39 protein-coding genes are annotated in these 25,269 nt (G+C 56.2%); 14 read left to right on the forward strand and 25 right to left on the reverse strand.

Translation table 11 applies throughout. The features are described 5' to 3' along the window. Positions 1-224 precede the first annotated feature (224 nt). From ASD46_RS26910 to ASD46_RS01170, 10 genes are all read left to right on the forward strand, one after another. Positions 225-383: a hypothetical protein gene (locus ASD46_RS26910; protein WP_156389974.1), complete on the forward strand. Its 159-nt coding sequence runs from the start codon at positions 225-227 to the stop codon at positions 381-383. Beyond that, positions 380-1,426: an LPO_1073/Vpar_1526 family protein gene (locus ASD46_RS01130; RefSeq protein ID WP_156389976.1), complete on the forward strand. Its 1,047-nt coding sequence runs from the start codon at positions 380-382 to the stop codon at positions 1,424-1,426. The genes ASD46_RS26910 and ASD46_RS01130 overlap by 4 nt, the downstream gene beginning before the upstream one ends. A gap of 246 nt (positions 1,427-1,672) precedes the next feature. Further along, entirely contained in the window at positions 1,673-1,912 is a 240-nt protein-coding gene (locus ASD46_RS01135; protein ID WP_060641786.1) for a hypothetical protein, read from the forward strand. A 75-nt stretch (positions 1,913-1,987) separates the two neighbouring features. Next, complete coding sequence (locus ASD46_RS27630) at positions 1,988-2,188, forward strand: hypothetical protein (protein ID WP_026331080.1); 201 nt, start codon at positions 1,988-1,990, stop codon at positions 2,186-2,188. A 10-nt stretch (positions 2,189-2,198) separates the two neighbouring features. Next, complete coding sequence (locus ASD46_RS01145) at positions 2,199-2,654, forward strand: hypothetical protein (RefSeq protein ID WP_323455089.1); 456 nt, start codon at positions 2,199-2,201, stop codon at positions 2,652-2,654. Between the two features lie 2 nt (positions 2,655-2,656). Then, positions 2,657-3,319, forward strand: coding sequence for an SOS response-associated peptidase (locus tag ASD46_RS01150; RefSeq protein ID WP_060641788.1), 663 nt, complete (start codon positions 2,657-2,659; stop codon positions 3,317-3,319). A 9-nt stretch (positions 3,320-3,328) separates the two neighbouring features. Further along, positions 3,329-3,742, forward strand: coding sequence for a hypothetical protein (locus ASD46_RS01155; RefSeq protein WP_060641789.1), 414 nt, complete (start codon positions 3,329-3,331; stop codon positions 3,740-3,742). Positions 3,743-3,896: 154 nt separating this feature from the next. After that, the gene (locus tag ASD46_RS01160) at positions 3,897-4,112 is read left to right on the forward strand and encodes a hypothetical protein (RefSeq protein ID WP_013636118.1); all 216 of its coding nucleotides are present in this window, start codon (positions 3,897-3,899) and stop codon (positions 4,110-4,112) included. 251 nt (positions 4,113-4,363) lie between these two features. Continuing rightward, the gene (locus ASD46_RS01165) at positions 4,364-4,600 is read left to right on the forward strand and encodes a DUF6894 family protein (RefSeq protein WP_060641790.1); all 237 of its coding nucleotides are present in this window, start codon (positions 4,364-4,366) and stop codon (positions 4,598-4,600) included. 460 nt (positions 4,601-5,060) lie between these two features. Further along, the gene (locus ASD46_RS01170) at positions 5,061-5,255 is read left to right on the forward strand and encodes a hypothetical protein (RefSeq protein WP_060641791.1); all 195 of its coding nucleotides are present in this window, start codon (positions 5,061-5,063) and stop codon (positions 5,253-5,255) included. Positions 5,256-5,501: 246 nt separating this feature from the next. On the opposite strand, the gene ASD46_RS01175 is transcribed toward ASD46_RS01170, so the two are convergent. From ASD46_RS01175 to ASD46_RS01220, 12 genes are all read right to left on the reverse strand, one after another. Continuing rightward, positions 5,502-5,846 (reverse strand): hypothetical protein, encoded by a 345-nt coding sequence (locus tag ASD46_RS01175; RefSeq protein WP_013636120.1) that lies wholly within the window; start codon positions 5,844-5,846, stop codon positions 5,502-5,504. A gap of 117 nt (positions 5,847-5,963) precedes the next feature. Continuing rightward, positions 5,964-6,197, reverse strand: a complete 234-nt coding sequence (locus ASD46_RS01180) for a hypothetical protein (RefSeq protein ID WP_019567289.1) — start codon at positions 6,195-6,197, stop codon at positions 5,964-5,966. Beyond that, the gene (locus ASD46_RS01185; protein ID WP_060641792.1) at positions 6,197-7,120 is read right to left on the reverse strand and encodes a glycoside hydrolase family protein; all 924 of its coding nucleotides are present in this window, start codon (positions 7,118-7,120) and stop codon (positions 6,197-6,199) included. The genes ASD46_RS01180 and ASD46_RS01185 overlap by 1 nt, the downstream gene beginning before the upstream one ends. A gap of 585 nt (positions 7,121-7,705) precedes the next feature. Then, positions 7,706-7,891, reverse strand: a complete 186-nt coding sequence (locus ASD46_RS01190; protein WP_060641793.1) for a hypothetical protein — start codon at positions 7,889-7,891, stop codon at positions 7,706-7,708. 58 nt (positions 7,892-7,949) lie between these two features. Next, complete coding sequence (locus ASD46_RS01195; protein WP_060641794.1) at positions 7,950-8,324, reverse strand: hypothetical protein; 375 nt, start codon at positions 8,322-8,324, stop codon at positions 7,950-7,952. Further along, entirely contained in the window at positions 8,321-9,991 is a 1,671-nt protein-coding gene (locus ASD46_RS01200) for a fusion protein (RefSeq protein ID WP_060641795.1), read from the reverse strand. The genes ASD46_RS01195 and ASD46_RS01200 overlap by 4 nt, the downstream gene beginning before the upstream one ends. Beyond that, the gene (locus ASD46_RS01205) at positions 9,991-10,209 is read right to left on the reverse strand and encodes a hypothetical protein (RefSeq protein WP_060641796.1); all 219 of its coding nucleotides are present in this window, start codon (positions 10,207-10,209) and stop codon (positions 9,991-9,993) included. Before ASD46_RS01205 ends, ASD46_RS01200 begins: the two co-directional genes overlap by 1 nt. Before the next feature lie 160 nt (positions 10,210-10,369). After that, positions 10,370-10,744, reverse strand: coding sequence for a hypothetical protein (locus ASD46_RS27635; RefSeq protein ID WP_323455090.1), 375 nt, complete (start codon positions 10,742-10,744; stop codon positions 10,370-10,372). Next, positions 10,719-11,162, reverse strand: a complete 444-nt coding sequence (locus ASD46_RS27640; protein WP_323455095.1) for a phage tail tip fiber protein — start codon at positions 11,160-11,162, stop codon at positions 10,719-10,721. The genes ASD46_RS27635 and ASD46_RS27640 overlap by 26 nt, the downstream gene beginning before the upstream one ends. A gap of 608 nt (positions 11,163-11,770) precedes the next feature. Continuing rightward, positions 11,771-13,372, reverse strand: a complete 1,602-nt coding sequence (locus ASD46_RS27645; protein WP_323455091.1) for a phage tail protein — start codon at positions 13,370-13,372, stop codon at positions 11,771-11,773. Between the two features lie 43 nt (positions 13,373-13,415). Continuing rightward, on the reverse strand, positions 13,416-13,844 hold the full coding sequence (locus tag ASD46_RS01215; protein WP_060641797.1) for a GNAT family N-acetyltransferase: 429 nt from the start codon (positions 13,842-13,844) through the stop codon (positions 13,416-13,418). Beyond that, entirely contained in the window at positions 13,844-14,509 is a 666-nt protein-coding gene (locus tag ASD46_RS01220) for a hypothetical protein (protein ID WP_060641798.1), read from the reverse strand. The genes ASD46_RS01215 and ASD46_RS01220 overlap by 1 nt, the downstream gene beginning before the upstream one ends. A 197-nt stretch (positions 14,510-14,706) precedes the next feature. On the opposite strand from ASD46_RS01220, the gene ASD46_RS01225 reads away from it, so the two are divergent. Next, positions 14,707-15,261, forward strand: coding sequence for a hypothetical protein (locus ASD46_RS01225; protein ID WP_060641799.1), 555 nt, complete (start codon positions 14,707-14,709; stop codon positions 15,259-15,261). Beyond that, a complete protein-coding gene (locus ASD46_RS01230) occupies positions 15,258-15,491 on the forward strand; it encodes a hypothetical protein (protein WP_060641800.1) in 234 nt (77 codons plus the stop codon). Before ASD46_RS01225 ends, ASD46_RS01230 begins: the two co-directional genes overlap by 4 nt. On the opposite strand, the gene ASD46_RS01235 is transcribed toward ASD46_RS01230, so the two are convergent. Further along, entirely contained in the window at positions 15,492-16,136 is a 645-nt protein-coding gene (locus ASD46_RS01235) for a hypothetical protein (protein ID WP_060641801.1), read from the reverse strand. A gap of 88 nt (positions 16,137-16,224) precedes the next feature. Between ASD46_RS01235 and ASD46_RS01240 the strand changes: the two genes are divergently transcribed. Continuing rightward, on the forward strand, positions 16,225-16,719 hold the full coding sequence (locus ASD46_RS01240) for a ferritin-like domain-containing protein (RefSeq protein WP_060641802.1): 495 nt from the start codon (positions 16,225-16,227) through the stop codon (positions 16,717-16,719). A 58-nt stretch (positions 16,720-16,777) separates the two neighbouring features. On the opposite strand, the gene ASD46_RS01245 is transcribed toward ASD46_RS01240, so the two are convergent. Next, entirely contained in the window at positions 16,778-19,144 is a 2,367-nt protein-coding gene (locus tag ASD46_RS01245) for a phage tail length tape measure family protein (RefSeq protein WP_060641803.1), read from the reverse strand. A 56-nt stretch (positions 19,145-19,200) separates the two neighbouring features. Between ASD46_RS01245 and ASD46_RS01250 the strand changes: the two genes are divergently transcribed. Beyond that, positions 19,201-19,545: a hypothetical protein gene (locus tag ASD46_RS01250; protein WP_060641804.1), complete on the forward strand. Its 345-nt coding sequence runs from the start codon at positions 19,201-19,203 to the stop codon at positions 19,543-19,545. On the opposite strand, the gene ASD46_RS26135 is transcribed toward ASD46_RS01250, so the two are convergent. The 11 genes from ASD46_RS26135 to ASD46_RS01300 all read right to left on the reverse strand — a co-directional run bounded on the left by ASD46_RS26135 (position 19,542) and on the right by ASD46_RS01300 (position 25,260). Beyond that, entirely contained in the window at positions 19,542-19,745 is a 204-nt protein-coding gene (locus ASD46_RS26135; protein ID WP_082546127.1) for a phage tail assembly chaperone, read from the reverse strand. The genes ASD46_RS01250 and ASD46_RS26135 overlap by 4 nt on opposite strands. Continuing rightward, positions 19,742-20,101, reverse strand: coding sequence for a hypothetical protein (locus ASD46_RS01255; protein WP_013636134.1), 360 nt, complete (start codon positions 20,099-20,101; stop codon positions 19,742-19,744). The genes ASD46_RS26135 and ASD46_RS01255 overlap by 4 nt, the downstream gene beginning before the upstream one ends. A gap of 1 nt (position 20,102) precedes the next feature. Beyond that, complete coding sequence (locus ASD46_RS01260; RefSeq protein ID WP_060641805.1) at positions 20,103-20,534, reverse strand: phage tail tube protein; 432 nt, start codon at positions 20,532-20,534, stop codon at positions 20,103-20,105. A 34-nt stretch (positions 20,535-20,568) separates the two neighbouring features. Continuing rightward, the gene (locus tag ASD46_RS01265) at positions 20,569-20,979 is read right to left on the reverse strand and encodes a DUF3168 domain-containing protein (protein WP_060641806.1); all 411 of its coding nucleotides are present in this window, start codon (positions 20,977-20,979) and stop codon (positions 20,569-20,571) included. Next, positions 20,979-21,473 carry an HK97-gp10 family putative phage morphogenesis protein gene (locus ASD46_RS01270; protein ID WP_060641807.1) on the reverse strand — a complete coding sequence of 165 codons (495 nt, stop codon included), beginning with the start codon at positions 21,471-21,473 and terminating at the stop codon, positions 20,979-20,981. The genes ASD46_RS01265 and ASD46_RS01270 overlap by 1 nt, the downstream gene beginning before the upstream one ends. Then, positions 21,470-21,826: a phage head closure protein gene (locus ASD46_RS01275; RefSeq protein ID WP_060641808.1), complete on the reverse strand. Its 357-nt coding sequence runs from the start codon at positions 21,824-21,826 to the stop codon at positions 21,470-21,472. The genes ASD46_RS01270 and ASD46_RS01275 overlap by 4 nt, the downstream gene beginning before the upstream one ends. Before the next feature lie 125 nt (positions 21,827-21,951). Continuing rightward, complete coding sequence (locus ASD46_RS01280) at positions 21,952-22,299, reverse strand: head-tail connector protein (RefSeq protein WP_060641809.1); 348 nt, start codon at positions 22,297-22,299, stop codon at positions 21,952-21,954. Position 22,300: 1 nt separating this feature from the next. Further along, a complete protein-coding gene (locus tag ASD46_RS01285) occupies positions 22,301-22,642 on the reverse strand; it encodes a hypothetical protein (RefSeq protein WP_025593782.1) in 342 nt (113 codons plus the stop codon). Next, positions 22,620-22,886, reverse strand: coding sequence for a hypothetical protein (locus ASD46_RS01290; RefSeq protein ID WP_060641810.1), 267 nt, complete (start codon positions 22,884-22,886; stop codon positions 22,620-22,622). Before ASD46_RS01290 ends, ASD46_RS01285 begins: the two co-directional genes overlap by 23 nt. Positions 22,887-22,933: 47 nt before the next feature. After that, on the reverse strand, positions 22,934-24,130 hold the full coding sequence (locus ASD46_RS01295; protein ID WP_060641811.1) for a phage major capsid protein: 1,197 nt from the start codon (positions 24,128-24,130) through the stop codon (positions 22,934-22,936). 11 nt (positions 24,131-24,141) lie between these two features. Beyond that, positions 24,142-25,260, reverse strand: coding sequence for a S49 family peptidase (locus ASD46_RS01300; protein ID WP_060641812.1), 1,119 nt, complete (start codon positions 25,258-25,260; stop codon positions 24,142-24,144). Positions 25,261-25,269 lie beyond the last annotated feature (9 nt).

The following is a 25,269-nucleotide window of genomic DNA, read 5'->3' on the forward strand; positions in this document are numbered from 1 at the left end:
CAGAATGTCACAAGTCGAAAAAATAGGGCAACGCTGGAAATGCCAAATGGGGAGGCGGCTCGAAATGAACGGAGCCCATACGTGCCAAGAAGCCATTGTTCCAACCCTGAGGTTCCAGTTCGTAGAATAGGACAAAACCACCTAATAGTCGGAAATTTCGCGCGATAATGTGTTGAAACCCTGAATAGAGTCGCCATATATTCTCTCGCGTTTAGGAGGAATTGATGGATCAGAACGTTATTCTTTGGGCGGCAGGCATAGTCATTTCGATCGCACTGGCATTCCTGGGTGGAAGGTTTATCGTGAAGAAAAACTCACAGAACGCTCGTTCCGCTGGGCAATCTACGATCATCCAATCGGGACGTGACACTAAAATCAAATGACTCAGAAAGCAGAAGCATCTGGTAATTCAACCGTTATACAAAGCGGTCAGGATACTCACGTCGGATATTCCGCCGCGGATATGAAGGACATAATTGAGAGTCTAAGTGATCAGCTCCCGAAGTTCGCGATGATTGCGCATTCAATTGTTGAAGAGCGACTTCGTACATTCGAGGAAAAAATTCTTACAAAATTCTCGGATACGCAGATCGCAAATGCAAATGCTTTTGAATCACCCGACTTCCAATTCTCCCTTGGGGAGGCTCAGAAAGCGTTTTGCCGATTTGGAGACCAAGTAAACGTCGACGTATTAGTGGATTTGCTCGCGAGCAAGTCTAAGCAAGAAAACAGGGACCGTCTATCTCTCTGCCTTGGGCAAGCGGTTGAAAAAATTGCAGTCCTAACGGAAAACGAGCTCGCAGCTCTGGCGCTAAATCATCTCTTTAAGGCCACGTCATTTACAGCAGTGAATAGCCTTCAATCACTAGGGCTAGCACTGAATGGTTTTGCGTGTCCGATGATTGAATATATCACAGACAATCACAACAGCTTCTTTTACATGGAAGCGAACGGCGTGAGCGTTATTGATAACTTCCTCCCTGGAGAGGAACTAATCGAAATTCTGCGAAAAAACTATGCAGGTGCGATGTGTTTGGGTCACGATACTGCGAGAGTTAAGGAACTATTCGGAGAAAATTATGCCGATCTAGTGCCGACATTCTTGATTCCGTGTGTCAACGACAAAACGCGCTGGCAAGCTAATGCTATGTCGGTGGAGAAAATCAACCTAGATTTCCGCGACATGCTGGACGGCAATCAAATAAGTCGGCTTAAAGTATTACTTGAACCATCGATTTTAATGACCGAAGATCAATTCATAGCGGCAATAGAACCCGTTTGCCCTCGGATTCGTGACCTGTTCAGCACCTGGAACAAGACGCCAATAAGGCGGATGCGATTAACTCCAGTTGGCACGGTGATCGGGCATGCTCGACTTCAGCAGGTGACGAATTACGCGATCGATCTTGGAATTTGGGTGAACTAGCTTGAAACGAACAGCCCATATTCGTGAGCAGCAAAATTACCGCTGAGGTTGGCGTCCTCAACTAGGCGCGCTTCTGGCTCCATCTTTGCCACAAAGAATTTGTGAACCGTCACAGTTCGATTGGTTCGATTTTTTCATTGCTTCCGCGCTAGGTTCGAGCGACCGACTACGTCGACCCAGTAGATGAACGTACTTGACTCCTCTCTAAAATGAGAACATTTGTAGAACAAACGAGGAGTACGCGAGATGGCCGATGAAGAAAAAATCATCGTAGTGCAGTTCAAGAAAGGCCGCGCAGGCATTGTGCCTGGCGAAATGCGACCCGCCTCTAACGCCGCATCCGCGGAAAAAATGGCAGGCGCAATGGCATCGCGCCACATCGGCGTGGCGGCCTACGCTGTCACCGTAGACGAGGAAAGCGGGTCTATGGGCAACCCGCGTCTCCTGGTGTCGCATGGGCAGATTTCGGACTTGATGCCAGACTGATTTACCGGCGCGGGGGCGCGCGCCTTTTTCATGACAAGGGAAGTTTTTGCGGCTCTGAAGAAGGAGAATGAGAACGTGCGCCCAGAAAGACGAGAACCCGAAGCAGATCCGGTGGACCACATCATTGCATGGCACGATGGAGATAGCCGAGCCGCCATTGAGACGCTCATGGAGGACATTCTGCATCTGAGGATGCAACTCGCTCTGGCGACGGCTGCGATGGGCACAGGATTTACGAGAGGATGGAAGCCGGACGCTGATCGAGATGCCAGGTAAAGGAGCTTATGTGCTGTCCGAATACGGCGGCGAGCCGGTGGGCGTGTTGTGCGAGGATTGCGAGCTCCTGAAGTTCATCTGCTCGGGAGAGCTTATGATCGAATATGGCGACCATTCAATGCCATCTCTGCTAAACAAGATAGCCAAGGACATAATCAAATGCCCCCGGCCCGTCGACGGTTTTTCAGATCGATGCAGACTTAGATACCACGCCCGCGCACGCAGCCTCATCGAAACATTGAAACAAGCGCCGCCGACGGCCGTTAAGGTCAAGGAAATACGGAACTGGGAGATTGTCGTTGCCAGGTGCAACTACTGCGGTCACGTTTCGAATATCCAGCATTGGCAACTGAACCGCGTGGCTAAAACCGATACCACCGTCGACGATATTGCCAAGCGGCTAAAGTGCAAAAGGTGCAACACCAAGGGTGACGTCAAAATCACCATAGCCAAGATGCCGAGGTGAGCATGTGTAATCTATACCGTGTGAAGACCAATCAGGAATCGATCCGCGACATCGTGGGCACCATGCAGGAGCGGCTTAACCTCGAGCCTGACATAGAGATCTACCCGGACCGATCGGCGCCAGTAGTGCGAAACGGCGACAATGGCCGGGAACTCGCCGGCCTGACTTGGGGGATGCCCTCGCCGCAGTTCGTCACGCAGGGGAAGCCGGATACGGGTGTCACAAACATCCGTAATGTGACGTCGCCTCACTGGCGGCGCTGGCTTCGGCCTGAGAACAGATGCGTGGTGCCGTGGACAATGTTCTGCGAATGGGAGGACACCACACCACGCAAGACGAAACGCTGGTTTGCGATCAACGAAGCGGCACCGCTGGCGTTCTTCGCCGGCATATGGACCGAGTGGAACGGTGTTCGGGGATCGATGAAGAACCCGCGCGGTGGAGAACACCAGCTTTTTGCGTTCCTGACGACCGACCCGAACAGCGTCGTCAAGCCCATCCACCCGAAGGCCATGCCGGTAATTCTGACAAACAAAGATGAAATTGAGACATGGCTGACAGCGCCATGGGAAGAAGCGAAAGCGCTTCAGCGACCATTGCCTGACGACGGCCTCGTGCTGCTGCCAGTTGAGGAAGAAAGGCCGCAACAGGATCTATTTGGATAGGAGGCAAACATGCGCATTCGTCCATACCTGCTTGAAAAACATGGCGTATACGCAAAATTCCCGCTGAATGAAGGCGACTTCGTGGGCGCAACGAAAGCCGACCACGACGACCTTGATCCGCGCATCCTCGATGAAGTCGACCGTGATTCTGATCTCACAGCCTTCACCGGTTACGTTGCCACGGAACTATTCGCTGACGATGACGACATACCGACAGGCGCAAAGACGGAAATCTTGTTCAGCCAGCGCAAGGGGATCGCTGCCATCCTATACGACCACCCTAACATTTCAGACGCATTCATCGAATGGGTCTTTTGTTCCTCCGCTGAGGATGCGTTGGACAAATGGAAAAAGAAAGTTCGCTGGCCGTTGATTGAAACGTCTAACGGGCCCATAGACATCACTGGAAACACCATCATATGAGCGACCAATCCAAGAACAGCGACGGCATTCACGAGAATCACTATTGCGAGCATCCTGGCTGCAAGAAATGGGGCGGCTTCGGATATTCTCGATCGAAGGCCGAGAAATCTACCTGGCATTGCTGGGCGCATTATCCGCATAAGGAGCCACTATAATGATAACCCGCATTTCCCGCCAGAAGAACGCGGAACAACGGTTGGCAATGGCCCTTCGCCAGTTAAACGATGCCATCAAAGAAGTTCACAAGACCGGCCTCGACGTCGATATCAGCACCCTGACGATGCATACATCTCGTGGCCCAATGACGCAGGTAAATCTAAAGACGTTCAGAGCTGAAGGTGCGCCGCCGGTGCTGCGTGTGGTGGAATAACTAATTTTTTCGGAACCGATTTTCTCGTCGCGAGTTTTTAAGGCCGGACGGACCATTTCCCCCTCCGCCCATTGCTCCTAGTGCCCTTTAGTTGGCACGATTAGAACCCTCCCCGCCGGAGGGTTTCTTTTTAGGTGAGCTCGAATAACGCCGAGCGTTCTGCATCTGCACGGGGCATGAAGCTGCGGAACAATGTCAAGTGACTGATCGTTGATATCGACATTCTTTGAACGCATGCCGGGAATTTCGCTATGCCGCGTTACTTTTTCCACGTCCGAGACGCTGAAGGGCTTTCCGTGGATATGGAGGGAGCAATTCTTTCTACTGATGAGCAGGCAAGACACGAGGCCGTGCAAGCCGCGAGAGAAATGCTCTCAGAAAAAATCCTCAAGGACGAAGTCGTAGATGGCAGCTCATTTGAAGTTATTCGCGGCGACGGCCATTTGATCGCGAGCATCCCCCTTAAATCTGTTATGCGCTTTAAGTAAATTCGGCGCGTCCTCACACTCGACCATATAGATTTCACACATAGACTCTTCGCTTATCGCGTGTTCTCATTTGAAGAGGAGAGAATATAGACCAAGCGGGAGGGATGAACGTATGCCTAGGGGGCTTATTTCAGAGTTGGAGCAAGCGGCGTCCGAAGTATCTCGCCTCACTCCACATCAAGTGAGAACGCTGCTGAATAGAACGATTAATATGGTCCAACGACTTCATGAGGAAGTACCGGGCGAACCGATCAATCGTGATTTGATGAGCTATCTCCGCACCGCATCTATGGAGACTGGCCGGCTCTCCGAAGATGAGAAGGTGCACGTACTGCTTGATGCAGCAGAAGGTATACGAATGCTGTTGTCGAAGCGACCAACGAGCTTAGGGGAGCTGAGACGGACGAGTTGAAGAAACCGCGAGCGATAAGCTTTGCATTGATTAGAGAGTGATCTTCTTATGAAGCCCCCACATCCTCCCCGAGAACGCGCCGCCCGCGCTCTAGCGCGCTTCAACGACGTGCCGGAAGACACGAAGCTTGAAGGCCGGCCTATCTGGGAGAGCTTTTTGTTCGAGGCAGATGTGGTGCTTGAGGCAGCATTTGGTCCGGAAGAACTCGAGCGAATGAAACAGGACGAGGCTAAGAAGCAGTAGCAGGGCCGAAGGCCCGTATCGTGAATCTTACCCAGGCATTTCGTATGGCGTCCCCATTTTCGGAGCCCGCCGATACGTGCCGCTTAAAGAGATACTTGAGCAATTAAATATTTACGATGAAACACGTTGAAAAAACCGTTGTAGCGGCTCTCTGGAATTTTTATCTTCCAATGAATAAGTTGAGGATCATCAAAGCAAATCGTACGCTAAACAAAAACCCGCCTACCTCTCGGCAAGCGGGCTAAATTAGGAAGCCCGCGTCGCGCGCGGCTTTGATTGATTTTCGACGATGCGATCCACGCGTAACGTCATCTTGTCGACGGCATCCTTCACGGCGCCGATAGCGCCCATAATCTGCTCAGTCTGTTCGCGAAGGCCGGACTTTGAGACGTAGGTTTCCGCCACATGCAGGCGGTGAGCCGCGAGCTCTTCCCTCGCAAGGGACGCCATTGCCGAAGCCGCCGATGCAGCGCCAGACGCCTCCATCTTTGCGGCACTGATCTTCGCGTCGACGTACTTCCAGAGGCCGAAGAGGAAACCGAACAGCAGCACGAAGAACCCGCCGACAGCCATAATTTCAGGGCCGGTCATGGCTTCACCCCGCAGAGCTTCTGCAGCTTCTCGTTCTCGATGAGGATTTGCCGTTTTGTTTCCGGCGTGAGGCTATCCTCGAAGGAGGGCCTCACCGGTCGCGCGATGTCGCAGTAATTACCGCTTGTCGCGCATCCACTGAGTAAGACGACGATCAACATCATCGTCGCCAAGATTTTTGATTTCATGCTCGACATCCCCGGCCTTCTTGATGGCCTTGGCATTCGCCGCAGCCTGCTCGTCCTTCGCCGCGGTCCGCCCTGCCCGCTGGCCATACAAAAAGACGCCCGCAAGGATCGCGAGCGCCGTGCCGATTGCGGCTAGGTAGCCTTTAAGCTTGGCGATGATCATCAAACCACCACCTCCTTGCCGTGCCAGCTATTCCACCGGCGTGCGATCAAATCGCGGTTGCGGTAGGCCACGTAGCCGACAACCACCACAAGCACGCCTGCGGCGATCCAGCCCCATGGAAGGCCCGCAGTGAAGGCAAGCAGTCCAGAACCGGCCGCAGAGCTTGCGCCTTTTGTAACCACGTCCTTGGCCGCGCCTGCGTCGCGACGAAGCTGTGCGATGGTGGCAGGACCGATGATGCCGTCAGCGATAAGGTGCGGGTGTGCCTTCTGATAAGCGATTACGGCAGCCTTGGTCTTTTCGCCCATCCAACCGTCGATAGCGCCGGGATTGAGGCCAGCAGTCGTGAGCAGCTCCTGCGCTTCCTTCACAACTGGATCCGGTAGCACCGGCGGTTCCGCCGTCACTTCTTTCGTCACGCCAACGCCGGTATAGATGCCCTTCTCGAATAAAAGCGCCTCTTCCTTGCGACGGCGCACGAGGCCAAGCAGTTTCTTGCCTTTCGCAGTGTTGTAGTTGCTTGCGAGATGAGCTGCGGCCTTCTGGATCTGGCCTTTGCGCCAGAGGTCAGCCCACGTCCAATTCATAGCGCCAACGCCGAGATTGAACGTCACGGATGCAGCAGCGTCCAGCTCATGCTGTTTGCGGTCATTCGGCGAACCGGCAACTACGGCGGGCACGTACTCGGCAGCAAGAACAGCGTCGAGGATAACATCGCTCTGCGCTGCGGTGATCTTGGTCTTACCAGGCACCAGCTTCGTGATGCCGATCTTGGCCAGTTCGCGGCGAACTGAATCGCTGCCCATCGTGAAGCCCGTACCGATCGTCGGAATGCCGACGGGGTCGAGGTAACAGGTAAGTGGATTGCCCTCGTGCAGGCGCACGAAGGCCCTCCCCTGCGTGGAGATTTTTGTGATTGGCATTGGGAATCCTGATTTTTACGGGTTGTTTCTCGCCCCAAAGCAGAGGCGAGTCGTTCATCTTCGGTTCATGCGGCCGAGGCCACCTTGCGCGTGGTCGCTCCGCCCAGCGACCTGACAGAGGCCCGCAGCCGCCCCCCGGCCCTGCGGGCCTCTATTTTTATCGGTCGCGTAAAGTTGATCATCGCGATCCCCTGAGAATGCAGGCTTCTCTGAATGACGGGTAACTTCTGAGATTGCAGGCATGTGGCGACGGTTTTAAAAACGCCGCCGTCGCGCGTCCCCTGAAACAGGCCGCGACATTGGGGTCCGCTGCTTGGCGGAGCGGCGGGCCTCTCCCAAAGGTTTCTGTTGACGGCTCACGGGGCCCCAACGACACGGCGCCGCCGTGGCATCCCAATCGCCACGGCGTGGAGGCCTGGCGCTTACAAGGAGCGACTGGCCTCCACCTCATGGAACGATTTCAAATGTCGCGCATTGTATGCCGCTGTGCAGTGTATCTTGTTCACAGCACTGAGGCTCGCGCTCAACACCCCCCAGCCACCGTGCGAGCCTCTTTTAGCATCCCGCTCCTGATCGCCAGGTACGCTACCGTCGAAGCGGAAGGTTGTCGTAGACGTACATTAAGGCACGCGCACCGATCTCATTCCTGATGATGGCGGGCTCGCTGAAAATCAGCCAGATGAGATAGACCAAACCGCCAACAAATGTAGCGCAGCCAACAGCCAGAACGGCAATACCGAGATACAAAAGCGCCAAATGACCCATGTTCATCTTTGTGCCGCCGACAGGGTTGGATAACCGACATATTAGCTATGGCGACGATCGATTTTCAAGGTGCTACCGGCCAAGCGATGGGCGCAATTTCAGTCAGAAACTGCTCGACGGTCGGCTGAGGTCTTTGGCCTGCCTGCACTTTCGCAAGTTCCCCGTAAGCATAGGACCAAACGTTGTCGCGCCACGCAACGAAGGCCTGAGCTTCTGCCGCCCACTTCGGTTTGGTGGACGCCGTGTAGGATGCCAACGTCACACCATCGCGGAACTGTCGCTCCCGGGCCGTGTCATCAACGAGATTCTGGATGGCGTTTTCATAGTCGGAGGTAGAGTGTGGCGATGCAGGTATGGCTTCTAGCTCGGCGATCTCTTCTGGCGTGAGAGGACGTTCAATTGCTTCGCCTGTTGCGGCGTTGAATATCGCAATATTCATCCTCTTATCCCCTCCAAGAAAATCCTTGCCGTCTGTAGCGTTGCGCCCGGTGTTAAAAATTGAATAGCGTTGTAGGCCGTATTTCTTTTGTTTGCGGCTGATACTGTTCTAATCACCCTTGATGAAGGTTGATTAATAAAGACGGTTCCAAGTGCTACAGTGTTTCTTGTCGTGTTAAACTCATGGATAACCACGCTTGAAACCGTAGACAATCCGGTTGCGCCGCTGTGATCTCCAGTTACAGGTGCGAAATTTGCTATGTTGTCGTCATAACTTACGCTTCCAAACCCAGTTCCTTGAAGTAGAGTATACCGCCACTCATCCGAGTCAGCAAAGAAAGATGAACCGTTATCAGCAGATGCTCTTATTCCAGAACTAGTATTTCCATTTGCGACAAACGACATTTCAAGTCTCAAACTTCTGTAGGCAGCCAATCCAATTATGTTGATCGCGCTTACGGACGTGCCGGAGAATTCTCCTATGAATTCCCACCCACCCAAAACCTGACGTGCCTGCGCCGGAGTCAAATCCTCCACATTGCCAGTTCCCGCCGTTAGCCGCCCTTTAATTGCAGGCGCAGTGAGCTGTGACAAAAGTGCGTTGCCGATAACGTTGTTCGGGGACTTCTTGAGAAGTTTGCCGGTAGTGTCAGCAAAGACCGCCAAGTCATTGATTGCAACACCGCCGGAAGGCCCAACAACATCACCCGTACCAGAGCCATCCGTCCCCTTCCGAGCCAGCAGGCGCCAGTAGGCATCACTTTCGGTCGGCAACGTCGGAGGCGCATTGCCCGTCGTCGACTGAAGCGCAAGCCACGTCGATCCGTTATTGAGAACGATGTCGTTGGCAGAATAGGCCGTCGCGCCGCTATAGGCACCACGATCCACGACGCCGGCAGTTCCAGACCGCGCGAACAACAGCCACTGCGTGTTCTCGGTCGTAGGAAGCGTGGGCGGTGCATTGCCGGTCGTCGCGACCTTGGCAATCCACGTCGAGCCACCGTACTGAACGATATCACGGATCGCGTAGGCCGTGCCCGCGCTGTAGTTACCGCGCTGGTTGACACCGGCAGGACCAACGGGACCAGTTACATACGATGGCGCACTCCAGTCGCCCGACGTTGCCGAGTTCTTGAAGTAGATTGCTGACCGGCCATCACCGATATCGATGACCAGCACGGCGAAGTCTTTGGCGGCACCATTGTATACAGCCCTGCCCGCGAGGTTCGCCACCCAAGCATCATACTCGACGCCCTGCACAAGGGCCGCCTTATTGATAGTCCCAAACACGCCCGGACCGACACCAATCGGAATGTCATCCGTGCCGACGGTGATCTCGGACAAGCTGTCGAGATTGCCATTCGATAACGACGCCAGAAGTCGACGCATCGCCTCGACCGCTGCAATCGTTGGTGACGTCAGTTCGACTTTATAAGGCGCATCCGTCTGGGCAGGACCGGGCCAATCGTCGGCAAGCAAGAGTTCCGTGTCACTGATGATCTGCTCAATGACAATCGGTCGCCCCACGTGAATGCCGAACTTGTCGCCAACCTTGATCGGCGTCAGTCCGGCAACCTCTGTCAACCAGCCGGTCCCGATACCGGTAACCGTGCGCGAGCCGACTGCGACGGTTGCCGTGCCGTCGCCGTACCAGGTGGTGTTCGCCATTATTGGGATGCTCCGTCGTTGGTCTCGACTTCGCCTTTTGCAACGCGCAGATCGGCTTCAAGGCCGTTAATTTTGTCGAGAAGGATCTGGTTCTCAGCCTTCTGCACAGCGAGGCATTGACCAAGGAACAAATTGCGCTGTTTGAAAAATTCTTCGCGCGCGTTCGCTTCTTGCAGAGCGACCAGAGGGTCGATCTGCATTGTGTTGCCGGTTGTCATGTAGTTTCCTTGAGTTTAGCGCCGAAGAACCATCGCGATGAGGCGCGCAGAGGTCGAAAGATTGACCGGCGCGAACCTGCTTATTCTGAACGTGGTTTGCGTCCTTCCCGAAGGGGGAACGAAAATACGGAAAGATGAAGCTGACACGATATCGCCATTGTTAACGCCAGAACGTGGTTTGCGTCCTTCCCGAAGGGGGAACGAAAATACGGAAAGATGAAGCTGACACGATATCGCCATTGTTAACGCCAGGGTTTACCGACCCGATAGAACCGATAACGCCCCCGTCGGTATCATTGTTTATATCGTAGCGAATTTGCGCGCCGATCTGGTTATTTGCGGTGACGAGTTCGCTGGAATAAAAAAGGTATATCCTCGGAGCCCCGGTGCCATGGTTCACAACCAAGCTCTGCGGCGTACTGCCAGACTGCGAAACTTCAAACGCATCTGAAATAGCACCAGAAGCAATATTCGACGTTCCAACCTGAAGGTTGCCGATATAGGCCTCCTCAATGTTGCGAAACTTCAAACGCATCTGAAATAGCACCAGAAGCAATATTCGACGTTCCAACCTGAAGGTTGCCGATATAGGCCTCCTCAATGTTGACGTTCCCCAACACCGAAGTGAATGCCGACAGCTTGTTGACCCTGATGTCGTTAGCGTAAAGCACCCCATCCTGAACAACGAATGGCTGCTTTATGACCGACATATCGCCGCTGGCAATGACGAATTGGTCAGCAAAGCCAACCAACCGTGTTGGGCTGGACGGGTTTGCGGGAACATCCAACAATAGTGCTGCAGAACGATATTGGCCGTCGTTGACAGCTGCCGTCACGCCGTATCGAGCCGCATAGCCTGCCGGTGTGGCTAAAGCCGCCCAGGCGATATTGACTGAAGCACTATTTCCGCCCAGTGCAGCCGTAAGTGTTTCGACCTTTCCGGCTACGGCCATCGTTTCATTAACGGCTAGCTGGATATNAGGCGATATTGACTGAAGCACTATTTCCGCCCAGTGCAGCCGTAAGTGTTTCGACCTTTCCGGCTACGGCCATCGTTTCATTAACGGCTAGCTGGATATCCTCGCGGTATTCAGCTCGGGCCGCGCCTAGCTCGACAGAAAGCTCTCTGGCGAGATTTCGGGTGTCCTTGTAGGCAACCGTCGCCATTTCCATCTGCGATGCTATGAGGCCGTCAATGGCATCCTGTGCGGTGCGCGTGCTGTTGCGGAGCCAGCCAAGAGCCTCACCTATGCCGGTGAGATCGATATCGACGAACACATCCTTGTCAGAGAGCAGCACGTTCGGTGTGATGACCGGGATAAATCCTGACCACAAAACTGGCCTATCGCCACCGGGAATGTAGCGGCCACGAACGACGTAGCTCTCATTCGGCAGCAGCCCCTGCGAGATGAGCATTGAGCCGACCTGCGGTTGGTCCGTGCGACCCTCCGAGATCTTTTCAAGCGACGCCTGTAATCTGACCTCGTATTCGATGCCAATCACGTCATCGAGGCGCCCATCAGTATTGTCCCAGGTCAGCCGGATCGCCGGTCTGCGATCATCACCAGCCGCGTCCTTGATGGTGGCCGGTTCTGCAAACCAGTCCACGATTGGCTGCGGCGTCGGACGAATGACGCACGCCCAGCTGTCCATCAACAGGGGGCTTGAAGTCGGCGCCTGTGTTCCACTCGTAGTCGGCTGGATCAACCTCAGTGATATCGACCATGACATCGAGGTTGGCGCGATCCGCCACGCCGTCGAGGCGCATCAGTTTCGCGATGTAGCCGTTACGCTCGGAAGTCCACGAGAACACCGTCCCCGGCGTCGCGTAGGCCCAGAAGCGCGGAGGCAGAACAATCGTGTGCCTGCGGAAGCGTCGAGCCTCTTCGAGCGCCGACCTCATCAGCCGCTGTACCTGCTCCGCATACGGAACGAAGTTCAGATCGACGTCGGCCATCAGACGGCGATTGCCGTCGATTGCTTCAAGGTCAGTCCGATAGAGCGGCGGCGCAGTCTTTGATACCCAGCCATCTTGCGGAGAAGGATAGTTGGCTGAAACGCCGTTGATGGTGTCGGCCAAACCGAGAAACGGCGTGAACTCCTGCTCTTCAGTCGACAAGATATCGTCGTCGGTGAATGCGATAACCGGAGCATCCGGAGCACCAGAATGCAGGTAATAGACGCCACCAACTTCCGAAATCTTGCCTTGGCAGGCCGTGAGCAATGCCTCAACAGCAGACGTCAGCGGAGCCTCGACTTGGACTTCCCCACCGCTCCGGTAGGTGTTGACCCATCCTGTGGATTCCAGCGTGCCGGCCCTATGCTTCTCGATCTGCGCAATCCACGCCAAAGCAGGGAGGCGGGCCGCCGCCATGTTCTGCAGGCCGTAAAACCACTGACCGTTGTAGCTGATACCGCGCAGCAGATTGTAGATCTGAACAGCAGGCAGAAAGTCGCCATCGCCGCCCCACGTTGCAGGATCGGCATAGCGCTGGCCACCGACACCGCCGACAGTGCTGTCGCGAGAAGGGTCGTACAGGCGCATGCCTTCCAGCACGAACTTGAAGGACGGCACGCCGGAGAACATGTTCTTGGAAACGCGAGCCGTGACGATCGCGTAAGCAACCCCCCTACCGATACGGTCAGGGTTCCACCATCTGTTACCGTTCGATACTGACGTAAACAGGAAGCTGTCGGCCGTCGTCTGCGTGCCGTCGTAGAACTTGACCCACAGGCTGTCGGGATATTCGTTGACCGCGTAGCCGCGATCGGTGAGGCCGCCGAGCGTTACACGCTCGCCGTTGACCCAGACTTCAGCAAGGCCACGTATCGGCATGTCCGACAGCGCAATGACCTGCGTCAGATAGGCGTTCGGTGTGTCACCATCCTGCCCCCACGTATTGACGAACACGAGAGAGCCAGCAGTCGCAGTACGACCGAGGATAAAGGAGCGCGAGATATCGCCGCCGCCTTGCAGTGTGCCGTTGATCGAGAATGTCGGATCTTTAGGCTTGCCTGCGAGCGACTGGGCGAGCAGGCTGACGCCAACGCCTACGGCCGTTTTCAGCAGGAAAGAGCCTACAACACCGAGGCCGCCAATAAAGCTAGACACAGCCGAAATCGCGCCGCCAATCGCAGATGCGATGCCAGAAAAAATAGCCATCGATTTTCCTTGGGATGCGCTGCGCTATCCGCGCGCGTAGCCGCTAGAGCGGCTTCATGAAGTGTGTTTCGACAGCGCTGTAGCCACGCCGTTCGTAGAGGCTGGAAACGTCATTGGTTGCCAACGATGCCATGCCGACGGACACGCAGCCGACTGACCGGGCCCACGCCTCGTAGGCGTCAAGCATCTTGATTGAGCCGCGCCCGCGCGCCTCTGGCGATACGAACCAGACCGTTTCCTTGGCAATGCGGCCAGCACCGAACGGATGATCAAAAGCAACGGCCATCAGAACGCCGTGCGCGCGCTCGCCTGTGACCAGCACGCAAGCCATTGGAGAACGCATGTGCTGCTGAAACAGCTGGTCTGCGTAAGCCGCCTGAAACGGAAATGTTAAGCCAGCGGCCTCATGGCTTTCGCGCAACAATGCGACCACTCGGTCGCGGTCCTCAGCAGTAGCAAATCGAACATCCATCAGAAGATCCCAAGAAATTTCTTGCGCTTCGGCTGCGTCGCCACCTTGCCCTTTTCGGAACCCCAGAAGAACTCCCACTCGGACGAGGTGTCCGCATCGGTGTAGAATGCATCACCGGCCTGCCGCAGAACCTGCGTAGCATGGCTGCGCGTCGACGGATTGGAGCGCGTCATTTCCTGAGTATGGCTGGCGCAAACCATCGTCACGCTGCCCTCCTCGTTTTCGCTTGGCGTCGTGATGGTGACTGTGTCGACAAAGCCTACGAAACGGCACTCTGCCGGCGCGACCATCTGGCGGCTATCCGGATCGAACAAGCCGCGGTAGATCTCGACGCGAGCCTGTTTACAGTCGTACAGGCGGACCAACGTCTGAACGTGCTCGCTAACCTGAGACAGGCGGATGTTGACGTTCTGCACCGACAGGTTGGCGACGAGCGGAATGTCATCGATCTGCACCAGCGTCCCGGAGCCATACCAGTCACGCGTGACAGGCAGGCCTGTGTCCGGGTGGACCACAGCCGCCGACACGTTGCCGACGTCCGACCACATGCCATCGGTGACCGGCGCACCAGTTGCTCGATCGCGCGCAACAAACCAGAGGAAGTCACGCGCCACCAGTTGCCGCGCCTCAAGCGCAGCGAGGTTTTCTGCTGAGATGTTTCTCATTGATTTCTCGTGGGGATCTAGCGGCAGCGAGGCCCATGAAGCGGCCTAGACACAAACCTAAAGTTGAGCATAATCCCGCTACTGCTGGGGGATGATTGGTGTCCTGATAGCGCTCGAGTATCGATATGTGACGTCACGCCGTTCTGCCGGACATTGCTTTGAGCTTGTGAATTCAACAACTGCGATGAGGCCGCGTAGTGGTGATTGAAAAGTCTGTATTGGCGTTTGAGAAACGGTTTATGGCGGTATCGCTGACCACGTTTATGGCGGCATATTTCGTGGCATTGGTTGCTCCCCTTTTTCTCGCCAAGAAGGTGGTAGATTTTGCTGCCGCCGACTATTGGCTGATTTGGCCCGTCAATTTGTACTACATTAGCCAAATCGAAGCCCACTTTGGCAGCCTCAACGGATGGAATACCTTCTTACTTTCCAACTACATCGCAAGTTCCATGATGATTTGCAGATTGGTCGCCTTGCTTGTATTGGAGTTGAGGAGACCCAAGCACACGTTCAACTGGGGAATTTCATTCGTTCACGCAATGATAATGCCAGTGGTGCTTGTTGGCTTACTTCTTCCATTCGGAGAGGGAAGAAGTCGTGGGTTGACATTTTATAGCAGTCCGTTTGGCAACTCGCTGGCGTCTACCCTTCTCGTCGCATTCTTCTATTTCGGCGCAACCGATCCCCTCGTGAAATTCCTAAGCTGGATCAAGTTCATTTTATTTAGTAGGCGAGAGTCGGAGATTTCATGAAATACGCAATCGTCGCGTTCTCGGCATTGCTCCTGACCGCATGCCAACAAGGTCCCATCGTAAAGTCAGAGCCGTTCGACTGGAAAAAAGCGGTCAACAGGAATGCCGAGCGCGCTTGCAGTGAGAAGAAGGGCACCGAGCTGTACGCGAAGTGCTTTGATCGTGAAGTTGCCAAGGGCACGCGTGAATCGAAAATGATCGCGGCGCATTTCGGGGTGAAAATTCAATGACTACCGGGCTTCAATCGCCTGAAAGCTGACTACAGCCCGTCCAGTGTCTTTGTCGGCGGTGGTCGAAACCGTTCCCGGCAACAAGGTCATGATGCAGGAAGGCTTAACGAGCGTGGCAGCGACCGGCGCCACCACACCCGGCCACAGATGCGGGCGGACCTCAAACTGCGTCGTCACGCCGCCAGCGCTGGCCGTCATCGGCTCCATGACCATGTGCAGGTCTTTGTCGCCGATCTGGATGTAATCGCCGACCATGACATTGTAGCCAGCAGGCAGGCCCGAGAGCGAGATAGCCTTGCGGTTACTCGCTATCGTGGCCACCTGCCCTACGCCGCCGAACGCGCCGCCGGTTGGCCAGCTGCCGTTCGGATATGCCACCGGGAAACAGCGAGACTTCGGGAATGCGCGGAACGTCTTGAGCCCGTTTTCCAAGCTCGTGAGCCGCGCACGCCAGTAGTCCAGCTCGTTCGGCTTCATCGAGCGCGATTGCGCCGTCATTTGCCAGAGCGGCGAGCCCATGTCCTTGACGACCGTTCGGCCGCCAGCCGTGCGCGACTGCTCTTGCCGCCAAAGCAGATTGAACTCGGTCGACCAGCCTGGGAACTCATCGAAGAAGGAAGTTGGGAGCGGGTATGTGATTGTCATTGTGGATTCCGCCGTTGAGTGGCCGCAAAGGAACAAAGGTCGCAACCGCGCATTTCCCCCGGCGCAATCAACAACCGGAGGGAATCCCATGAAATCGCTTGCAGACATTTTTGAGCACACGTTGCAGGACGTCTACTACGCAGAGAACGCCATTACGAAGGCGCTGCCGAAGGTAGCGAAGGCCGCCCAAAGCGCCGAATTGAAGAAGGCCGCCGAGGATCATCTCGCGGAGACAAAAGACCAGATCAAAAAACTCGAGCAGGTCTTTAAATCCATTGGCAAGAAAGCCTCCGGTGAAAAGTGTGACGCGATTGAAGGCTTGATCAAGGAAACCGACAGTCTCATAAAAGAGGCAGAAGGTACCGCGCTAGACGCTGGCCTTCTGGCCGCCTGCCAAGCTGTCGAGCACTATGAAATCGCCAGATATGGTTCGCTGCGCGAATGGGCTAAGGATCTCGGCCACGATGAAGCGCACAAGATTCTCAGCGAAATCCTTGACCAGGAAAAAGCTACGAACAACAAGCTCACCAATCTTGCTGTGACGTCCATTAATAAAACGTCGGCTGCGAAGAAAGCCGCCTAAAGCAGGCTGCCAGGGCCTCCCCATCTCTTAGGGAGGCCTTTAATTTGCAGGTCGGATACTACCCCAGCTTCACGTTTCGTTTCTGAGCAGACCGCACAGCCGCTTCGACGCGGCCTTGCATTTCTGCACCCTGCTTAGCGACAACCCTCTCCAGCCTGGCCACAGCAGCAGCATCGGCACCGCGCGCGTCGATGACGGGCGCGTAGTTGACCTTCACTGCGTTGTCGTTGGCTGGCCGTAGCGATGGAATGGACGGAACAGATATCCCTACAGGTCCACCATTGGCGTAGCCTTTGCGGAGAGCTTCAACAGCACCTACACCGCCAGCGCGCGCCACATCGGCTTGCGACCAGACGACCTCGCCTTTATGAACGATGCCGGCGGGCTGGTATTTGCCGCCGGGTCCAGTGAAGCCTCCGTCGGAGAACAGCCCGCCGGTGATCGACCCGGATTGAATGCCTGCCCACTGGGAGCCACCACCGAAGATGCCAAGTATGCTGCTTAGCAATCCTCCGCCGTTCCCAGCTGCGCTGTTTACCTTGAACAAGCTGGCGAGCACATCGTCGAGAAGCACATCTGCAATGCGGCTTAGCGCGCCAGCAAATGCGTCCGCGGCACTCTCGCCATGAATCAGGTCGTCGATAAAGCCGCGCGTCGCGCCCTTAGCAACGTTGTTCCATTCGCTGAGTTTTTGCTGTTGCTCCTGAGCCTGCCTTAGCGCCTCAGACTGACGAGCATACGCAGCGGATTCCTGCTCAATCGCAGCGATCTTATCTGGAGAAAGCGTGATGCTTTCCAGATCCTTTTCGCCTTTCTTCCGCGCCTCTTCACGAAGGTCCGCAAGCGCCGTCTGCTCAAGATCCAGAGCCGCGCGCCGCTTTACCTGAGCCTCATTGGATAGGCCGATAAGGCTCATTTCCTGACGTAGCGCTTCGGTTCTGTCGCGGATCGATTGAATATCCTCAGCGAACCTATCAGAAGCCGTTTTCTGCGGTGTTTTCGCCCGCTTTGGCGTGCCGAATCCGCGGTTTTTGTCCGTATCCAGATCAGATGGGCGGCGTTCTGGTGTGGGGCCATCGAACGGGAGGGAGTATTTCTCGTTCTGGATGGTCCCGTCGGCGGACTGAAATGTCTGGGGATAGCTACCTTGCGATGGGTACAGCGCCGTCCTAGCCGACGCTTCGGCCAGCAATGCTTGTTCCCGCAGTTTTTTCGCGCTGTCCGCAGCAGCAACGAACATTCGAGAGAGATACTCAATTCTTCCGCTCAGGGTATCAGAGGCACTCGAAGCGTCATTCTCAAGCATTTTGGCAAGTGTCTGCGTGACATCCGCCATTTCTTTGGAGGTGTCCTTGCCCGCCTTATATGCCTCGGACAGGCTACCGATCTGCCCCTCCAAATCGGTGACATCACCAATCAGGACGGCGAATGATTGCCGGGATTCCTGATTGCCAGTCTGCATCGTCAAAGATGCCTCAACTGCAGCCGCCTTTAATCCATCATATCCCTTGGTTGCATCCGCCAGCACACGTTCAATAGCGTTACCGGTTGCAGCTTGGAGATCGGCACCATCCTGCGCGCGCTTCAGCTGGTCGGCGTATTCGCGTAAAGCCGGAACCGCATCGCCCCATCTCTCCGCAACCGCTGAAATAAGGGCCGCTTGTTCTTTTAGGACCTCAGCAGACTTATCGCCCTCGCTCATCACGGTCGAGAAGTACTGAAACGCTGCTGTGCCGGCGGCAATGATGCCGATCGTCACCAGAGAAATAGGGGAGATTACCGATGCGAACGCAGCGGCCAGTCCTCTACCAACGCCCTGCCCGCTGTTTTTTATCTCCTGCAAGACCGCGGAGAGCTGCGTGCCTTGCTGCAAGCCGATCTGGATAGGCGACATGCCCATCGCCGCAGTGACACCGATGTCCTGGAATTGGGCAGCGATGTTCGCGGTATTGAAGCTGTTGGTTTTCGGCTGCGAAGCCAGAGCAGAATTCCGCCCCTTGATGGCAGCCGTAGACGCAAGGGCGGCCTGTCGCTCTCGTTGAATTGCCGAGGCCATCTCATTAGCGGAAATGGCGCCGGCAGCATGTGCCTGCCGGATCTCGGCGACGGCGCTCTTGTAGTTGGAAATTGTCGAGAACAGCGGGCTGTATTTGGCGCGGAGGCGATCAAGCTCTTTCTGCTGATCGGCGAGAACTCCGTTCCACTCCTTAGCCGCAGTCGTTCCGATGCCCACCATACTGTTGATGCGATCCTGCATCGAAGTGGTCAGCGAATTGTTGATCGACTTTCCGGTCGCAGCAAAACGTTTCTCAATGCCGCTGGATGCCGCACCTACATCCGAAACCAACCGGTTCAGCGCTCGCTTTACGGTTGCAAGGTCGGTGCTGATTGAGATAATCAGATCATCGTTGTTGTTACCGGCCAAGTCTATTTCCTAACGTGGAAAAGCCCGCCGGTTCGGCGAGCTGGGAGGCTTTTCAAATGAAGGTTTGGACACTTGCAATCATTGTTGCTGTATCTTGCATTGCCTCAGCCGCCGGAGGATGGGCAGCTCGCGGATTGTCGATTAATGATCGGCCTCAACTTGTCGCTACGCCTCGCATCATCGAGAAGTGCGAAAAGGATATTGCCGATGTCATCTTAAGGCGGGACTTTGGCGACCTGAACGAGGGCACCAAGAGGGCATATGCCATTGCCACGCAAGAGTGCTACGAATACGGCCTTGTTTCAGACCGGTATATGGACGCTATAAGTGGCAGTCAGATCGGCCCGTACTTGGAGAAGTATAAGGCCAATCCAAATGTGTGGCGGCAAAAGCCAGCCTAACCACCATACTTCTTGATCAACTCGTCCATCTCGGCGTCTGACGGAGGAGCCACGGCTTTCTTGCCGCCGTTCGCTTCGGCCTTGCCCTTCACCGCAAGGGTGAACTCGGTCAAGCTAGACGCCCAGAATATTCCTGGTGTCCAGCCGAGGCCGCCGAATGCGATCTTTTGCCAGTCGCGCCAAGGGAACGGCTCTTCTATGCCGCCTTTTGAGCGGCTTCCCCGTTTCCCTCGTCTTCCTCATCAAAATGATGAGACAGCGCCTCGGAAATCGCCTTGGCCACGGCGCCGAAGTGCTTCAGCTTCAGCGCGCCGATGGCCGAGATCTTGTCGCCACGGACGGTAAGCAGATCGAGCGCGGCCACTGTGGCGGCAGGCTCGACGCCCGACAGGCGAAGGAACAAATCGGACATGCTCTTGCACGACAGGCGCGAAGACACGGCAGCAAGGCCACCCATCTCAGCGACGATGACCAACGGTTCCTTGCCGACCCACAGGCCGACCTCCCCCCGAGCTCCGTTCACTTCCAACGGAAAGGGTTTTTCAGCATCAGCCAAATTACACCTCCGCGACGAATGCAAGAACACCAGCAGCAACGAACGTCGCGGTGAATTCCATATTGCCTTCCATTTCGCCGCTGAACTCGAATTCAGAAACGAACCAAGGACCGGTGTAAGTACCAAGACCAGGCACGATTACCTTCGCGTTGAACTTGGTGGCGTCGTTGACGTGCGTCATGAAGGCGGTGTTGGAAGCGCTCTTGACGAACTTGCCGGAACCAGAGAACGTGCGGTTCTTGATGCCCGGCTCTGCTGTTTTCTGCGGCGTGTTCTCTGGATTGACGCAATCCGTAATGGTCGTGTCGACTTCGTTAGCGGACATATTGAAGCTGCGGGTCGTCAAACCGCACAGATTCGAAAAGACTTCAGGAGTTTCGCCGTCACCGATCTGGATGAGCAGCGTACGACCAATCTGTTGACCGTCGGCCATGAGTAAACCTCAAAATTTAGGGGTTGATGGCCAATCAGGCCGGTGTCTCGACGCGCGCGACAAATTCGACGACGCCATGCGTCGTAACTTCATCCGGGTCTTTGAAATGACGGGTGTCTTGCCGCGTAATCGATATCAATCGATGTGAGGGCAGCACTAAGGGTGCTTCATCCAATGCCTCGACGACCTCGTGAATGATCTCCTTCAGCTCCTTAAAGCCTCCGGAATATTGCGACCAAACGTGGATCGTCACGTAGATGAGGTTCGACTTCAGACAGCCGACGTCATCTCTAATCACTTGGCTTTCGCCGTATTCGACGTATGGAAACGCAGCATTGGTCGGCGGGCGGTCGTAAATGCGCTGTGCGACAATGGCCGTTAGCGATGAACGTGCCTTCAGCCTTGCGACGATGGCGCCCTGTAGCTCAAGATCGGGACTAGCCATTAGTTCTTCATGGCCTCCCTCACTCCGCGCGATATGGCATCGCTAATCTTCTTTTTTGCCTTGGCTTTCATCGATCGCCATGTCGGAAAGACGTGTGGCTGCGCCCTTGTGCCGGGATGCATTCTTGCGCCGTCGCGCTGCTTCCTGCCCGCAACAGTGCCGCCGCCTTTGGCGACATTGTGCGGCCGCGTGCCAAATTCCAAAAAGTGCCAAATCCATGCGGCGAAAACTCCAGTGGCATCCGGATCCTTGCTGGCCGATGCGCCCACAAGCGCTTTCGCACTCGGCCTGTCAGAAATCTTGCCGCCCTGTATCGAGGCAGCATAGTCGCCAGCCGTTGCGCTGTTACTTATCGGCGCCCGGTCGGAGATTTTGTCGGCGGCTTCGGTAGCGATCTGAAGTTTCGCTTCGGCGGCGTACTTGTTGGCGAGCGGAGCTACCTGATTGAGCTTTTTCGTCAGCGCCTCGCGGCCCAGAACCTTTGCTTTAATCACGAAGCCTCCCCCTGCACCACAAGCAGTTCAATCCACTGATTGCGCTCGTCGATGTTGACTGCAGCCTTGATTGCGTAGTCTACGCCAGACCGCTTATTCCGCGCCCGCCACGCGGACGTGATAGTGCGCGTGCGTTCGTTGCTGCGGACGGTCATGGTGTAGGGCTGCAAGCCCTGAAGGCGACTGGCGATAACAGTCTCGCTACCGACGCGCGGCTCGAGGCGAGCTGGCTCCACGAATTGCTCCGCGAAGTCGACCACCACGCCGCCATACCCGTCATCACCCTCGACCTCGGCCTCAAAGCCGATGCGCTCACTCAGCGAGCCTGCGCCCGCCCTCTTGCGTTTTGGCATTAGGTCGATCCTTGGTGGGTTCAGCAGCCTTAGCCGCTATCGCAGCCGCAGCGCACTTGCGCGTGACGTTGTAGAGGCCAGCCTTATAGGCGATGGTGAAGCCTGGCTGGCGCCAGTCGAACGGTTCATGGAATCGGAGCCACATAGTCGTCCGCCACTGTTCGCCAGACACGCCACGGAGCCAGAAGCATCCGTACCGCTCGCGGAAGAACCGCGTCGCCCGTTGCCTTCGGGTCAGGCTCGCGCACCTCGTAGAGATCGCCGGTCACGAGAAGGATCGCCGACACGATTGCGGGCGTTGCAGCAATGCCGTCGGCGGCCGTGGGTGTTTCGCCTGCGGCTACGACTTCGCGATCAAGATGCTGCGTAACAATGCTCTCAGCGGCGTCGCGATAGAGGCCGATCTCCACATCTTCATCTTCATGAAAGACACGGAGATGCTTTTTGACGGTTTCGAGATCGACGATGGCCATATCAGGCCGCCACTACTGCGGCAGTCGGCGCGCTTGTGACAGGCACGCTGCCCTTGTCATTTGTGGCGGTTACGCGAACCGTGATGGCCTTGCCGACGTCACCCACGACCGGAACATAGGTCGCCGCCGTCGCTCCAGCGATTGCGACGCCCGCCGCGAACCACTGCCGTGCATAGGTCGGCGAGCCGGACCATGTGCCGGCGGTAGACGTTAGCGTCTGTCCAACCTGCGCCGTGCCCGTGATTGCAGGCGCGATAGAATTCACCGGCGAGCCGATACCGTTGACGATACCGGCGCCGATATAGGATGCGACCCTGCGCTTACGAACCTTCGTTGACAGCATCGGGTTTGTCCTTCTTCTTCGTCGAGCGAGCAGAGGAGATCACCGGCTTGTCACCGGCTTCATCCGCGTCGTCGTCTTCAGCAGAGGTTTCAGCCTTTGCCTCGCCGATGATATCTACCAGGCCCAGCTCTTCGAGCTGCTTCGCCTCGCCCGCCTCGACCTTGAATGGATCGCTCTTTTTGCTCTTTAGCTCTTTGCCAACGGCAAACGTGCGCTTTGCCTTCACTTCCAGAAAATCGGTCATGTTCACTCCCTTTCAAGGAAGGGGAGCCGAAGCTCCCCTCAGATCAATCAGGCGCCTTCGACATCGCCAGTCACGAAGGACTCGGGGCGATAGACTGCGAACGCCAGACGCTCTTCAGCGCGGATCGTGAAAAGGTTTTTCTCAAAGTCGTCGACGTTTTCGCTCGAGAGCAGAACTTCGATATCCATGCGGTCGAAAATCTGGGCTGCGAAGCTGAACGCACCGGTGAGGAACTCGCCTGCGGCCATGGCCTGCGTCGAAACAACCGGCAGATTCCAGAGCGTCGGAGTGAGCGAGCCCTGCGGATTGCCGATGATGTAGTTGCCGCCGGCGTCCTTGGTCAGCTCAATCTTCGCCCAGTCGATCGGGTTCAGAACGAACGCGGTTGCCGGATACTCGGCGAGAACGACCTGCAGAACAGCCAGACGAAGGCGGTCGATCGCCGTTTCGTCTGCGGCAGCGAACGCCGGGTTAAACGCGGTAGCCTGCGGAACCAGACCGTGGAGGTTCTGACCGGTGCCAGAGCCATTCAGCAGCTGGTTTTCCTCGACGAAACGGAGACCGTAACGAGCACGTCCGTCGATGTAGGAGCGAAGCGCTGGCGCGTCATCCAGGATCTGGCGGGAGGCCTTGAAGAGATGGGCCAGCACGCGGACCGGCGAGGACGTCATGTCAAACGTCAGATCCGAATACGGCTTGGCGGTCGTTTCGGCGACCGGAGCAGCGTTGTTAGTGAAGCCGGTTTCCTTGACGTACTCGATCGTGCTCGAAGCAGTCTGCCCCGGCATAACCAAGTCGCGGATCGTCAGCTGTCGCTCAGGCAGGCCGAAGATGCCGGGAACGCGGGCGCCCGGCACCAGAGACGTCCCCTGAGAGCGGCCGGCGCCAACGGTAGTATTGGCAGATGTGATGGCAGCACGGTCGGCTTTTACCTTGATCATTCCCCTGTAGGAAGAATCGAACGACTGCGCGCCTGCGGCTTCGACGACGATATCGCCCAGCGATTTTTCGTCAGGATCACCGCCATCTCGTTCACGCGCAGCGCGCTTCTCAAGGTCGCCGAGGCGGGTCGTGACATCGCCGAGTTCGGAAAGCGCCTTATCGGTCTTTTCCTTCAACTCTGCGGAAACTTCACCATTAGCGGCAAGCTTGGAGGTAAAGTCGGTGGCGAGATTGCCAACCTGCTCTTTGATGGATGCGAGGGAGGCGCCAAGTTCGCCAATTTTTTCTGCTAGTTCGGCCATGAGTGGCTCCTTTATCGAATGAGTGGTGATTTTGCTTCGGCGATGAGCCGTTCAATGGCTGCCAAAGCAGCAGCATCCGTCTCGACGTCAGGAGCCCCCTGACCATCCTTGAGGTAGAGCCGAGCGGCCCGCTCTGCCTCAGAGCCCGACAACCCCATCAGTCCCCTGATGCCGTTTTCGAACTCGCGTTTTGTGATTTGCTCGCCGGCGGACATCTTTTCGACCAGCGTCTGCGCTGCCTCAGCCTTCGCAGCGTTGGCAGCTTTGATTCGCCTTACAGGCGCAGGCTCAACGTCGGCGCCGTAGCGGGCCAAAGTCTCGTCAAGCGTCGCAATGCGGTCGACCATTCCGCGGTCCATGAGGGCTTCTGCGTAAAAAACGCGCCCCTGACCGTAGCCATCCTCAACCTTGCTGACCGTCACGCCGCGCCCTTCAGCAACGGCTGCAACAAACCGATTGTACGAGCGGTTCACACCGTCCTGCACGTGGGCCAGCGTGTCCTTGCCGAGCGGCTCGGTCTCGTTACCCTCAACCTTGTGCTTGCCGGCTGAAATGTACGTGCGCTTGATGCCGCGCTGATCAAGGGCAGCCGACAGGTCATCATGGGCGGTATAAACGCCGATCGAACCGGCGCGGCCAGATGGCGTGACGACAATTTCGTCGGTCGACGCTGCGATCCAGTAAGCCGCGCTCGCTGCCAAGCTGTTCACCTGCGCAATGATCGGCTTTTCGCCGCCGCGAAGCTTGCGGATTTCGGTCGCGAGCTCGTCAGTGCCGGGCACCGTGCCGCCGGGGCTGTCGATGTCGAGCACGACAGCCTTGATATCCTCGTTCGAAAGCGCTTTGTGCAGCGCTTTCTTGATGCCGGCATAGGACGTGCCGCCGCTCATCGCGGAAAACAGGTCCATTTTATCGGCCAGAACCCCATAAACCGGGATTATGGCGACGCTGCCGCTGTTTTCAGCAATTTCCTTGGCTCGCGCGTCGTCGATCGAGGCAGCGAACTCGGACGAAAACAGCTTCTCACCTTCGGCCCGCGCCACCAAAACATCAGCCAAAACGCCCAGTTTTTCGCGCTGAATAGCCCAAGGTTCGGCCAAAAAGGCCGAAATCAGGTGTTCAAACTTCATGATTTTCCC

This window comes from Rhizobium sp. Root491, from assembly GCF_001427205.1.
Classification (GTDB): Bacteria; Pseudomonadota; Alphaproteobacteria; order Rhizobiales; family Rhizobiaceae; genus Agrobacterium; species Agrobacterium tumefaciens.